Source organism: Duganella radicis (genome assembly GCF_009720825.1).
GTDB classification, from domain to species: domain Bacteria; phylum Pseudomonadota; class Gammaproteobacteria; order Burkholderiales; family Burkholderiaceae_D; genus Rugamonas; species Rugamonas radicis.
Genome location: NZ_WNKY01000039.1, coordinates 45,824 through 57,957, shown reverse-complemented (window position 1 = coordinate 57,957; position 12,134 = coordinate 45,824). Strand labels below are relative to the sequence as shown.

The 12,134-nt window shown below is 61.3% G+C and carries 11 protein-coding genes and 1 rRNA gene; 8 read left to right on the top strand and 4 right to left on the bottom strand.

The genetic code is table 11. The features are described from left to right. Positions 1-115 (bottom strand): 16S ribosomal RNA (locus tag GM676_RS24495); the annotation flags it as partial. A 403-nt stretch (positions 116-518) separates the two neighbouring features. On the opposite strand from GM676_RS24495, the gene GM676_RS24490 reads away from it, so the two are divergent. The 3 genes from GM676_RS24490 (at position 519) to GM676_RS24480 (ending at position 3,879) form a co-directional block, all read left to right on the top strand. Next, positions 519-1,838: a sensor histidine kinase gene (locus tag GM676_RS24490; protein WP_155466785.1), complete on the top strand. Its 1,320-nt coding sequence runs from the start codon at positions 519-521 to the stop codon at positions 1,836-1,838. A 43-nt stretch (positions 1,839-1,881) separates the two neighbouring features. Then, entirely contained in the window at positions 1,882-2,649 is a 768-nt protein-coding gene (locus tag GM676_RS24485) for a LytR/AlgR family response regulator transcription factor (RefSeq protein WP_155466784.1), read from the top strand. 69 nt (positions 2,650-2,718) lie between these two features. Further along, positions 2,719-3,879 (top strand): PAS domain-containing sensor histidine kinase, encoded by a 1,161-nt coding sequence (locus tag GM676_RS24480; RefSeq protein ID WP_155466783.1) that lies wholly within the window; start codon positions 2,719-2,721, stop codon positions 3,877-3,879. Here the strand turns inward: GM676_RS24480 and GM676_RS24475 are convergent. From GM676_RS24475 to GM676_RS24465, 3 genes are all read right to left on the bottom strand, one after another. Then, positions 3,867-4,952 carry a porin gene (locus tag GM676_RS24475; RefSeq protein WP_371866359.1) on the bottom strand — a complete coding sequence of 362 codons (1,086 nt, stop codon included), beginning with the start codon at positions 4,950-4,952 and terminating at the stop codon, positions 3,867-3,869. The genes GM676_RS24480 and GM676_RS24475 overlap by 13 nt on opposite strands. Before the next feature lie 134 nt (positions 4,953-5,086). Further along, the gene (locus tag GM676_RS24470; RefSeq protein ID WP_155466782.1) at positions 5,087-5,740 is read right to left on the bottom strand and encodes a class I SAM-dependent methyltransferase; all 654 of its coding nucleotides are present in this window, start codon (positions 5,738-5,740) and stop codon (positions 5,087-5,089) included. Between the two features lie 13 nt (positions 5,741-5,753). Then, the gene (locus GM676_RS24465) at positions 5,754-6,695 is read right to left on the bottom strand and encodes a CysB family HTH-type transcriptional regulator (protein ID WP_155466781.1); all 942 of its coding nucleotides are present in this window, start codon (positions 6,693-6,695) and stop codon (positions 5,754-5,756) included. A gap of 153 nt (positions 6,696-6,848) precedes the next feature. Between GM676_RS24465 and GM676_RS24460 the strand changes: the two genes are divergently transcribed. From GM676_RS24460 to GM676_RS24440, 5 genes are read left to right on the top strand one after another with little or no spacing between them, the layout of a single operon-like run. Beyond that, positions 6,849-8,543 carry a nitrite/sulfite reductase gene (locus tag GM676_RS24460; protein WP_155466780.1) on the top strand — a complete coding sequence of 565 codons (1,695 nt, stop codon included), beginning with the start codon at positions 6,849-6,851 and terminating at the stop codon, positions 8,541-8,543. Beyond that, a complete protein-coding gene (locus tag GM676_RS24455; protein ID WP_211923285.1) occupies positions 8,530-9,114 on the top strand; it encodes a DUF934 domain-containing protein in 585 nt (194 codons plus the stop codon). The genes GM676_RS24460 and GM676_RS24455 overlap by 14 nt, the downstream gene beginning before the upstream one ends. A gap of 11 nt (positions 9,115-9,125) precedes the next feature. Further along, positions 9,126-9,842: a phosphoadenylyl-sulfate reductase gene (locus tag GM676_RS24450; RefSeq protein ID WP_155466778.1), complete on the top strand. Its 717-nt coding sequence runs from the start codon at positions 9,126-9,128 to the stop codon at positions 9,840-9,842. A gap of 33 nt (positions 9,843-9,875) precedes the next feature. After that, positions 9,876-10,805 carry a sulfate adenylyltransferase subunit CysD gene (gene cysD, locus GM676_RS24445; protein ID WP_155466777.1) on the top strand — a complete coding sequence of 310 codons (930 nt, stop codon included), beginning with the start codon at positions 9,876-9,878 and terminating at the stop codon, positions 10,803-10,805. Next, positions 10,805-12,097: a sulfate adenylyltransferase subunit 1 gene (locus tag GM676_RS24440; RefSeq protein WP_155466776.1), complete on the top strand. Its 1,293-nt coding sequence runs from the start codon at positions 10,805-10,807 to the stop codon at positions 12,095-12,097. The genes cysD and GM676_RS24440 overlap by 1 nt, the downstream gene beginning before the upstream one ends. Positions 12,098-12,134: the final 37 nt, after the last annotated feature.

The following is a 12,134-nucleotide window of genomic DNA, read 5'->3' as shown; positions in this document are numbered from 1 at the left end:
ATTACTCACCCGTTCGCCACTCGCCACCAGACCGAAGTCCGTGCTGCCGTTCGACTTGCATGTGTAAGGCATGCCGCCAGCGTTCAATCTGAGCCAGGATCAAACTCTTTAGTTTAATCTCTGTTTGATGACCATTTCTGGTCATGGTTCGCCCACTCAAAATACTGACAGTATTTCTTGTTGAGCATTTAATGCTTTTTGTTGCAGCATCAAACGCCCACATTTATCGACTGTAAATTCTTAAAGAACCGTGTTGCTGCTGTTGAAGCGTTGTGTTCATCAGCACAGAAGCGAGATTATGAAGTGTTTCGTTTATCTCGTCAACCCCTCGTTTTTACTTCACATTTGCATGCGCTGTTTCGCGAGGGACCGAACTATAGCAAACCGTTCGCCGGTTTGGCAAGACCTTCCTTTTGAAAATACCGTCTGGTCCCCGATTTTTGCAGACTGTCGCAATCGCATGGTGCGCGCGGGCAGGCTTCGTTACACTTGCATCATGTTAAGTGTGAAAGCCGTTCATGTTCCCTACGCCTAAAGTGCAAGACACCCTGAAAACCGCCGGCAGCACGCTGCATCGCGGCTTTGATGCGATCGTTACCTGGGTCACCCAGCTGTCGTGGTGGAAGTTCCTGGTGTTTGCCGCCCTGATGCTGGCTGCCGGCTCTATCCTGCAAGACGAGCTGTTCTCGTCCAGCCCGGTCCAGGACAATATCGACCGCAGCTCGCACAATATGCAGAAGCGCAAAAGCGGCGACACCAATATTCTGATCGACGACAGCGGCATCCACTTCAACCCGCGCGGCAAGATCCGCAACAAGAACACCGAGGACGCCACGCCGCCTTCCGCCGCGCCAGAGGCGCCTGAAGCTCCGGCGGCACCGGCCGCGCCGGAGGCTCCGGAAGCGCCAGCCGCTCCCGCCAAGTCCGGCAAGCAAGGCGCCGCTTCCGTGCCTGCCCTGCCCTCGCTGCCGGGCGAGGAAGTCCACATCGACCTGCCGCCGCAAATTGGCGAGGAGCTGTCCAACGCCATCGAGGAGGCGGTGGACGACGCCGCCGAGCAGAAGGTGGCCCGCTACCATGGCCAGGCCTCCACCTGGTTCAAGAGCTTCATCACCCTGCTGGTGCTGGCCCTGTTCGGCACCAAGTTCCTGATGGGCAGTAAAAAGCGCGCCGAAGCGGAGACCCAGACCGCCAACGCCACCGCCGAGCGCGAATCCATGCAGCGCCAGCTCAGCGAAGCCAAAATGCAGATGATGCAGGCGCAAGTGGAACCGCACTTCCTGTTCAACACCCTGGCCTCGGTCGAGCACCTGATCGAAACCGATCCGCCGCGCGCCTCGGCCATGCAGCGCAGCCTGATCAAGTACCTGCGCGCCGTGCTGCCGCAAATGCGCGACAACGCCCTGATCACCAATCTCGGCCGCGAGGCCGACATGGTCGAGGCTTACCTGAACCTGCTGAAAATGCGCATGGAAGAACGCCTGACCGTGGACTTCGACATCCCCGACGGCCTGCGCACCGCCGCCTTCCCGCCCATGATGCTGCAATCGATGGTGGAAAACGCCATCAAGCACGGTCTCGAAGGCAAACCCGAGGGCGGCACCCTGAAAGTGCACGCCGACGTGGCCCACAACAAGCTGCGCGTAATCGTCACCGACAACGGTCTCGGCTTCGGCGCCAAGCCCAGCGACGGCACCGGGCTCGGCCTCAGCAATATCCGCGAGCGCCTGAAGCTGCTGCATGGCGAACAGGGCCAGCTGCTGATCGCCGCCAACAGCCCGAGCGGGGTGATTGTCACCATCGAAGTCCCCTACCAGCTCGCGACCAAATCAAGTTAAAATTATTTAAACTATTATTTAGCCAACTTCACACCCGAACACGATGCCTACAGCAATCATTGCAGACGACGAACGTTTAATGCGCGATCAGTTGCGCATGCGCCTGGGCCAGGTCTGGCCCGAGCTGGACATTATCGGCGAAGCCAAGAACGGCGACGAAGCGATCCAGCTGGTCGACGAGCTCAAACCGGACTTCACCTTCCTCGACATCCGCATGCCGGGCAAGACCGGCATGGAAGCCGCCTCGGTCATCGGCAACAAGAGCATCATCGTGTTCGTGACCGCCTACGACGCCTACGCGGTGGAGGCCTTCGAGCGGGGCGCCATCGACTACGTGCTGAAACCGCCCGAGCAGGAACGCCTGCAAGTGACGGTCGACCGTCTCAAGGCCCGCCTCAACAAGCCGGCCGCCGCGACCGACGTCAACGCCAGCGTGACCGCCATGCTGGCCCAGCTGACCGAGAAGATCGCCGCGCCCAAGCCGCAGCACCTGCAATGGATACAGGCCAGCATCGGCCAGGACTTGCGCATGATTCCGGTCGAGGAAATCCTGTTCTTCCGTTCGGACGAGAAATACACCTGCGTGCAGACGGAAAAGTATGAAGCCCTGATCCGCAAGCCGGTGCGCGACCTGGCCGAGGAGCTCGATCCGGCGCTGTTCTGGCAAATCCACCGCGCCACGCTGGTCAACGTCAACGCCATCGAAGGCGTGACGCGCGACATTCGCGGCCGCCACCTGGTGATGATCAAGGGCCGCTCCGACAAGCTGGAAGTCAGCCGCAGCTTCCTGCATCTGTTTAAGCAGATGTAAATCAAAAGCCCGCACCGGCTTCTGAATTAGTGTGACTCCAGGCGGCCCTCCGGCCGCATGGAGACACACATGGGCCGCCACACACACACCTTCCTCCTTCTCGCCGCGCTGGCCGCGGCCACGCGCCTGTCCTGGCGCATGGGCTGGCACTGCGCCCGCAATGCCGCCACCGCCAAGCGTAGCCGCGGCATCATCCAGCACGCCACCGACGCCATCATTTCCACCGACGAGCACCAGCGCATCTTGCAGGTGAATCCCTCCGCCGCCGCCATGTTCGGCACCACCGCGCAAGCCATGCAGGGCGCGCCGCTGGAGCACTATGTGCCGCGCGACCAGCGCCAGCAGGCGCCCAACGGCGCGGCGCACTACTTCGGCGCCACCGGTATCCGCATGCGCACCAAGGGCCGCCGCACCAGCGACTACGCGGTGACCGGCCTCAAGGCCAACGGTCAGCACTTCCCGCTGGAGGGGACGATTTCCTCGCTGAGCGAGAACGGCCAGCGCATCTACACCATCATCCTGCGCGACATCACCGAGCGCAAGCAGGTGCAGGAGCAGCTGGAACAATCGTATTCGCAGCTACGCGAACTGTCGGCGGCGCTGCAAACCATCCGCGAGGAAGAGCGCAAGCACATCGCGCGCGAACTGCACGACGACCTCGGCCAGCTGCTGGCCACGCTGCGCGGCGACCTGGCCCTGCTGCAACGCCACAGCGGCCACAGCGCGGCCGCGCGCAAGCTGCAAAAAGGCATGGATGAATTGCTGATGTCGGCCATCGCCTCGCTGCGCCGCATCGCCGGCAATCTGCGGCCGCGTGCGCTGGATGAGGGCGGTTTGTATTTTGCGCTGGAGAGCTTGCGCCACGAGTTTGAGTCGCGCAACGCCATCGCTTGCACATTGGACGCCAATGAAGAGGAATTGATACTGGACGACGCCTACAGCACCGCCATCTTCCGCATTGCGCAGGAAGCGATGACCAACATCACCCGCCACGCCGAGGCGCGCAAGGTGGCATTGTCGCTGTACCGCAAGGACGGGGCCTTGCACGTGACCATCCATGATGACGGCCGCGGCATCGCCGAAAAGGATATGGACAAAGCTTCGTCCTTCGGCCTGATCGGGATGCGCGAACGCGTCTGGGCGCTGCATGGCGATATCGCCATCCTCAGCGACGGCGGCACGCGGATCATGATCCGCCTGCCGCTGCCGGAGACCAATCAGAATGCGTGACGGATGCCCAGGTTGAAGGCTTTGTCGCCGCTACCCGCTTCGTTGTTGTTACCAACGGTGTAGCCGGCGCCGTTCTTGTTCTTGATCTTGGCGTAAGCAACGTAGGCGCCGGTACGCTTCGACAGCGAGTACAGGTAGCCCAGCGCCCACTGATCGGCGTCCTGGTTGTTGACGGTCTTGTCGTTCTTGCGGATGTACGACGCCATCACGGTGCCATTGCCGGCCGGGATTTGCGCGCCGATCAGCAGGTCGTTGCTGTCCAGGCTAGGCTTGGGAGCCACGGTGTAGCCGTAGGCGTTGGCCACCGGGATCTGGGCGCTGTTCACGCCTTTGTTGGCGCCGTAGGCGAAGTAAGCCTTGACGACCTGGAAGTCGTAGTTGGCGGCAAACATGGTGGTGCGGCCGGTGTCCTGGATCTTGGCCGGGGTGGTGCCGACAGCGGCGGTGTCGTTGTTCTTGTTGTTGTAGACCAGGCGCGCGTTCAGCGGGCCTTGGGCGAAGTTCAGGCCAAAGCCGAACTGACGGCCGGCGGTGGTGCTGCCAGCTTGCTCACCCAGCGCGTACAGGGCGTCGGCGCTGAAGCCTTCCATTACCGGGGTCGAGTACACCAGGGCGTTGCTCACGCGGGTGTTGGCACCAGCCGATGGGAACAGGTTTTTGATCGAACCAGCGTAGCCGGCGCCGAACGGGTCAGCCACCTGGCTTTGTGCCAGGTACAGCGGGGTGTATTGACGGCCGATGGTCAGCTGGCCGGCGTCTTTGCTTTTCAGGCCAACGAAGGCCTGGCGGTTGAAGATGGTGTTGGCGCTGTCCAGCGAGCCATCGTCCGCCTTGAAGCCGGTTTCCAGGGTGAAGATTGCCGACAGGCCGCTGCCCAGGTCTTCGGTACCCTTGAAGCCGATGCGCGACTGGCCGCCGATACCGCTGGTGACCTTGGTCAGAGAGCCGGCCGCACCGCCACGCTCGCTAACGATGCCGGCGTCCACCAGGCCGTAGATCGTTACGTTCGATTGAGCGTGGGCTTGTGCAGCGAAGCCGCCGATGATCAGTGCTGCCAGAGTAAGTTTTTTCACTTGATGTTCTCTACTTAAGGTTGATAGAAAATGCGTGTTGATTCCACGGCCGGAATCATGCCTATCAATTACTTCAACAATGTGACAAAAACCATTTGTCGTGTTTTGTTGTAAATGAACATCAAGTTTGCAAGTTATTTGAGGCGGCAGCTCAGCAGGTAGTAGTACTCCAGCCGCTCGATGCGGATCTGCTTGGCATGGTTGGCGAAACGCTTGCGCAGGGTGCTGTCGGTCAGGTAGTTCTTCATGATCTCGTAGCGCTGGCCATCGTCGGCTACCAGCTGCTGGAAGGTGTTGCCCTCGGCGTCGGTGCGGGCGATCACGGTGGAGTTACCATCCACATAAGATTCATCGAGGATGACCAGCAGGATGTCCTTGCCCAGCTTGGCGCGCAGGGTTTTCAGGTATTTTTCCTGGTCTTCGCGGCGCACGTGGCACCACAGGTTGCCGATGAACACGGCGGTGTACTGGCCTTCCAGGCCGTCCGGCAGGTTGAAGGCATCCATTTGGCCAAAGGTGACGACATCCTCATCCAGGCCGCGGGTTTCGGCCAGGTCCAGCATTTCCTGCGAAATATCGGTGGCGTGGACCGATTCCGCCGTTTCCGAGATCAGGTCGGTCCAGTAGGCGGTGCCGCAGCCCAGCTCCAGCACTTTGTGGTCCTGGAACAGCTCGGCGACCATTTCCTGCAAGTCGTCCAAGTCGTCGTAGCGCTCTTCCTGGGCGTACACCTGGTCGTAGTTGTCCGCGTTGACGGCGTAATATTGTGTCAACTGGTTGGTAATCATGATGATGCTTTCTTTATAGTTCGTAATTATCTTTTTCGCCGCTCATGGCTTGCTCGATCAACTTGCGGTTGAGCGTGGGAGCCAGCAGTTCGATAAAGGTGTAAATATAGCTGCGCAGGTAGGCGCCCTGCTTGACCGCCACCCGCGACACATTCATGCCGAACAGGTGGCCCACCGGGATGGCGCGCAGGTTCTTGTCGCGCTCGGCGTCGAAAGCCATGCCCGCAATGATACCGATCCCCATGCCCAGCTCCACATAAGTCTTGATCACGTCGGCGTCGATGGCTTCCAGCAGCACGTCCAGCTTCAGTCCGCGCAGCGAGAAGGCGTGGTCGATCTTGCTGCGGCCGGCGAAGGCGCCATCATACGTGATGATGGGGAAAGCCGCGATCTCTTCCAGCGTCGGTTGCTTGTTGCGCAGCAGCGGATGGTCGGGCGGCACCACCAGCACGTGCTCCCACTGGTAGCATGGCAAAGTGACAAGACCGGTCACGCCGGCGATCGATTCGGTGGCGATGCACAGGTCGGCCTGGTCGCGCTGCACCATCTCGGCGATCTGCTGCGGGTTGCCTTGCAATAAAGACAAGCGCACCTTGGGGAACTTCTGCATGAAGGCCTGCACCACCTTGGGCAGGGTGTAGCGCGCCTGCGTGTGTGTGGTGGCGATGGTAAAACTGCCGCTGTCCTGGGCCGCGTATTCCTTGCCGATGCGCTTGAGGCTGTCGATTTCCTGCATAATCAGCTCTACCGACTCCAACACCAGCCGCCCCGGCTCGGTCAAGCCGCGGATGCGCTTGCCGTGACGGGTGAAGATATCGACCCCCAACTCCTCCTCCAGCTCGATAATCGCCTTGGACACGCCCGGCTGCGAGGTAAATAGCGCCTTGGCGGCGTCGGTCAGGTTGTAGTTCTGGCGTACGGCTTCGCGCACAAAGCGCAACTGGTGAAGGTTCATTGCAGGTCTTGGCCCATCTTAAAATTATTAGCTTCCAAGCTTATGCCCAATCCTTATATAAGCAAATAAAGACTAAGTCGTTTGGAATAAAGACGAAGTTTATTACTATTAGCGCTAGTTTGGGGAATCCGCGACTATCCAGGAAGAATATACATGTATCAATACGACCAGTTTGACCACCTCATCATCCGTGAGCGCATCGCCCAATACCGCGACCAGGTACGCCGTCGCCTGGCCGATGAGCTGACCGAAGCCGAATTCCTGCCGCTGCGCCTGCAAAACGGCCTGTACATGCAGCGTCACGCCTACATGCTCCGTATTGCCGTGCCTTACGGTTTGTTGGCAAGTAAGCAAATGCGTATGTTCGCACACATCGCCCGCAAATACGACCGCGGCTATGGTCACTTCACCACCCGTCAAAACATACAGTTTAACTGGATTGAGCTGGAACAGACCCCGGACATCCTGAGCGACCTGGCCTCGGTGGAGATGCACGCCATCCAGACCTCCGGCAACTGCATCCGCAACACCACTTCCGACCCGTACGCCGGCGTGGCCGCCGACGAGATCATCGACCCGCGCCCGTACGCCGAAGTGCTGCGCCAGTGGTCGACCTTCCACCCTGAATTCATCGCCCTGCCGCGCAAGTTCAAGGTCGCCATCAACGGCGCCGTGGAAGACCGCGCCGCCATCGCCATCCACGACATCGGTCTGACCGTGGTGCGCAACGAAGCCGGCGAGATCGGCTTCAAGTTCATGGCCGGCGGCGGCATGGGCCGCACGCCGATCATCGGCAGCGTGATCCGCGACTTCCTGCCATGGCAGCACCTGCTGACCTACACCGAAGCCGTGATGCGCGTGTATAACCAGCACGGCCGCCGCGACAACAAGTACAAGGCCCGCATCAAGATCCTGCTGAAGGCCGTGGGCGTGGAAGAATTCAAGCGCCAGGTGGAAGAAGAATGGGCCGACCTGAAAGACGGTCCGGAAACCCTGACCGTGGAAGAGATGCAGCGCGTGATCGACTACTTCCAGCCGCCAGCCTACAAGACGCTGGAGGACAGCGACGTGGTGGCCGCGCAAGACGGCAACAAGGCCTTCGCCAACTGGGTCAACCGCAACGTCAAGCCGCACAAGGTGCCGGGCTACGCGGCCGTGGTGCTGTCGCTGAAGAAAACCGGCGTGCCGCCGGGCGACGCCACCGCCGAGCAGATGGACTTCATGGCCGACCTGGCGGACCGCTACAGCTTCGGCGAACTGCGCGTCACCCACGAACAGAACGTGGTGCTGGCCGACGTCGAGCAGTCGCAATTGTTCGCCCTGTGGCAGGAAGCCAAGGCGCACGGCTTGGCGACGCCGAACATCGGCCTGCTGAACGACATGATCTGCTGCCCGGGCGGCGATTTCTGCTCGCTGGCCAACGCCAAGTCGATCCCGATCGCCGCCGCCATCGCCGAGCGTTTCGATAACCTCGACTTCCAGCACGACATCGGCGAGATCGAGCTGAATATCTCCGGCTGCATCAACGCCTGCGGTCACCACCACGTCGGCAACATCGGCGTGCTGGGCGTGGACAAGGACGGCAGCGAATGGTATCAGGTGTCGATCGGCGGCGCGCAAGGCAACAACGCCGCCATCGGCAAGATCATCGGCCCGTCGTTCTCCGCGCTGCAAATGCCGGAAGTGATCGACCGCCTGCTGCAAGTCTATCTGCGTGATCGTTTTGAGGATGAATCGTTTGCCGAATGCGTCGCGCGCATCGGTGTCGCCCCGTTCAAGGAATTTGTGTACGCCACGCCGATCGCTGAAAAAGGCGGCCGTCTGGTTGGAGAGGATGAATATGTCTAAGCATTTGATTATCAAGGGCCGTGAAGTAGTAGCAGACGATTGGCAGGTGCTGCGCTTGGCCGAACCGGTGGAAGGCGCACCGGTGGTCGACCCGGCCACCGTGGCAGTCCCGGAAGGCAAATTCATCGTGCCACTGAGCCTGTGGCTGGTGCAGCGCGAGGTGCTGGCCGCGCGCACCGCCGCCGGCGAGATCGCCGTGTGGATCGCCTCCGACGAGCGCCCTGAAACGCTGAAAGGCTTGCTGGACCAGTTCCCGCTGATCGCCGTCGATTTCCCGAAATTCACCGATGGCCGCGGCTATTCGATCGCCTACAACCTGCGCACCCGCCTGGGCTGGACCGGCGAACTGCGCGCCATCGGCGACGTGCTGCGCGACCAGCTGTTCTCGATGCAGCGCGTGGGCTTTGACGCCTACGCCGTGCGCGCCGACCGCGATCCGCACGACGCGCTGAAAGGCCTGTCCGATTTCTCCGAAACCTACCAGGCTTCGGTCGATCAGAAAGTCCCGCTGTTCCGCCGCCACGCGCGTCCCGCGCCGGTCGTGGTCAACAACGACGGCGCCGGCATTTGATTGGAGTAGTCATGAGTGACCTGAGCAAGCTGATTGCGGACACGCGCGCCACGCTGTCCCGCATCGCCAGCGACTTTAGCCCCGCCGTCTTCGCCTCCTCGCTGGCGGCCGAAGACATGGTGCTGACCGACCTGATTCTGAAGGGCGGCTACGACATCGGCATCTTCTCGCTTGAAACCGGCCGCCTGCACAAGGAAACGCTGGACATGCTGGACAAGGTGAAGGCCCACTACGGCTACGACATCGCGCTGTTCAAGCCGCAGGCCGAGGCGGTGGAAGCCTACGTCGCCCAGCATGGCCTGAACGCCTTCTACGACAGCATCGAGATGCGCAAGGAATGCTGCCGCATCCGCAAGGTCGAGCCGCTGGGCCGCGCCCTGTCGGGCAACAAGGCCTGGGTTACCGGCCAGCGCCGCGCGCAGGCCGCCACCCGCTCGTCGCTGATGGTGGAGGAAGACGATCCGGCCCATTTCATGACCAAGTTTAATCCGCTGGCCGATTGGTCCGAGGAAGACGTCTGGAACTACATCCGCGAGAACAAGGTGCCGTACAATGCGCTGCATGACCAGGGTTATCCATCGATCGGCTGCGAGCCGTGCACCCGAGCCATCCAGCCGGGCGAAGATGTCCGCGCCGGCCGCTGGTGGTGGGAGAATCCGGAGTCGAAGGAGTGCGGCCTGCACGTGGTCGACGGCAAACTGATACGCATTAAATCTGTCGCTGCTTAATTTTTAAGCTGCGGTTTGAAAGAGATTAATCAAATGAACGCTTTAGTAGATAACAACGCGCACATGAATTCGCGCCACCTTGATGCCCTGGAGTCGGAAGCGATCCACATCATGCGCGAAGTCGCTGCCGAATGCAGCAACCCTGCCCTGCTGTTCTCGGGCGGTAAGGACTCGGTGGTCCTGCTGCGCATCGCGGAGAAGGCCTTCCGTCCGGGTAAATTCCCGTTCCCGCTGGTGCACGTCGACACCGGCCACAATTTTGAAGAAGTCATCACCTTCCGCGACAAGCGCGTGGCCGAACTGGGCGAACGCCTGATCGTCGGCTCGGTGGAAGAATCGATCCGCAAGGGCACCGTGCGGCTGCGTAATCCGCAGACCGATTCGCGCAACGCCGCGCAGGCGGTGACGCTGCTGGAAACCATCGCCGAACATGGCTTCGACGCCTGCATCGGCGGCGCCCGCCGCGATGAAGAGAAGGCCCGCGCCAAGGAGCGCATCTTCTCCTTCCGCGATGAATTCGGCCAGTGGGACCCGAAGTCGCAGCGCCCGGAGCTGTGGGATCTGTATAACACCCGTGTGCACCCGGGCGAGAACATGCGCGTGTTCCCGATCTCTAACTGGACCGAGCTGGATGTGTGGCAGTACATCGCCCGCGAAAAGCTGGAACTGCCGCCGATCTACTTCGCGCACCAACGCCAGGTCATTCCGCGCAACGGCCTGCTGGTGCCGCTGACCGACCTGACCCCGGCGCGCGAAGGCGAAACCGTCGAGACGCAGGTGGTACGCTTCCGTACCGTGGGCGATATCTCCTGCACCTGCCCTGTGTCCTCGGACGCGGCAACCGTGGAACAGATCATCGCTGAAACCGCGATCACCCAGGTGACCGAGCGCGGCGCCACCCGCATGGACGACCAGACGTCCGAAGCCTCGATGGAAAAACGTAAAAAAGCAGGATACTTCTAATGACCACGCATACCAACGAACAAAGCCTGCTGCGCTTTATCACCGCCGGTTCCGTCGACGACGGCAAGTCCACCCTGATCGGCCGCCTGCTGTTCGACAGCAAAGGCATCTTCGCCGACCAGCTGGACGCCATGTCGCGCTCCAAGCACAAGCGCACCGTGGGCGACACCGTCGACCTGTCGCTGCTGACCGACGGCCTGGAAGCCGAACGCGAACAAGGCATCACCATCGATGTGGCCTACCGCTACTTCGCCACGCCCAAGCGCAAGTTCATCATCGCCGACACCCCGGGCCACGAACAGTACACCCGCAACATGGTGACCGGCGCCTCGACCGCCGACGCCGTGATCATTCTGGTGGACGTGTCGAAGGTGAAGCTGCGCGAAGACGGCGGCGTCGACCTGCTGATCCAGACCAAGCGCCACTCGACCATCGCCCACCTGCTGCAAATCGAGCACGTGATCGTGGCCGTCAACAAGATGGACCTGGTGAACTACGATCAGGACATCTACAACCGCATCGTCAAAGCCTACGGCGAGTTTGCCGCGTCGCTGGGCCTGAAAGACATCACGCCGATTCCGCTGTCCGCCCTCACCGGCGACAACGTGGTGGAAAAGAGCGAGAAGCTCGACTGGTACCAGGGTCCGACCCTGATCGAGCTGCTGGAATCGCTGTCGGTGTACGACGAATCGCACAACGCACCGTTCCGCTTCCCGGTACAGCTGGTGGCGCGCCACAACGGCCACGAAGCCAACGACTTCCGCGGCTACATGGGCCGTATCGAAGCCGGCAAGGTGTCGGTGGGCGACAAGCTGGTGGTGCAGCCCTCGGGCCAGAGCGCGACCGTGAAAGACATCCTGACGCTGGAAGGTTCGCACCAGTCGGCGGTGGTGGGCCAGTCGATCACCCTGCTGCTGGACGAATATCTCGACATCTCGCGCGGCGACCTGCTGGCCAGCGCCGACCAGCCGGCCACGCAGCTCAAGCAGCTGAAGGCCGATGTGTGCTGGATGTCGGACGAGCCGCTGGACGTGCGCCGCAAGTACTGGATCAAGCATGGCACCAGGCAGACCTCCGCCAAGGTGAAGACGATCGAGTCTCTGCTGGACATCAACACCCAGCAGCGCCACAGCGCCGAAGGCCTGAAGCTGAACGACATCGCCACCATTGAGCTGAGCGTGCAGCAGCCCTTGGCGGCCGATGCCTACAGCGACATCCGCGCCACCGGCGCCTTTATCCTGATCGATGAAGTGACCCACCAGACTGTGGCCGCTGGTATGATTCGCCTGTAACAGCAACCCCACCCCGTCATCCCGGCGCAGGCCGGGA

Bases quoted from the DNA above. Each gene is read 5' to 3' on its own strand.
- GM676_RS24490 (WP_155466785.1), top strand. From the start codon at position 519: ATGTTCCCTACGCCTAAAGTGCAAGACACCCTGAAAACCGCCGGCAGC.
- GM676_RS24485 (WP_155466784.1), top strand. From the start codon at position 1,882: ATGCCTACAGCAATCATTGCAGACGACGAACGTTTAATGCGCGATCAG.
- GM676_RS24480 (WP_155466783.1), top strand. From the start codon at position 2,719: ATGGGCCGCCACACACACACCTTCCTCCTTCTCGCCGCGCTGGCCGCG.
- GM676_RS24470 (WP_155466782.1), bottom strand. From the start codon at position 5,740: ATGATTACCAACCAGTTGACACAATATTACGCCGTCAACGCGGACAAC.
- GM676_RS24465 (WP_155466781.1), bottom strand. From the start codon at position 6,695: ATGAACCTTCACCAGTTGCGCTTTGTGCGCGAAGCCGTACGCCAGAAC.
- GM676_RS24460 (WP_155466780.1), top strand. From the start codon at position 6,849: ATGTATCAATACGACCAGTTTGACCACCTCATCATCCGTGAGCGCATC.
- GM676_RS24455 (WP_211923285.1), top strand. From the start codon at position 8,530: ATGAATATGTCTAAGCATTTGATTATCAAGGGCCGTGAAGTAGTAGCA.
- GM676_RS24450 (WP_155466778.1), top strand. From the start codon at position 9,126: ATGAGTGACCTGAGCAAGCTGATTGCGGACACGCGCGCCACGCTGTCC.
- cysD (WP_155466777.1), top strand. From the start codon at position 9,876: ATGAACGCTTTAGTAGATAACAACGCGCACATGAATTCGCGCCACCTT.
- GM676_RS24440 (WP_155466776.1), top strand. From the start codon at position 10,805: ATGACCACGCATACCAACGAACAAAGCCTGCTGCGCTTTATCACCGCC.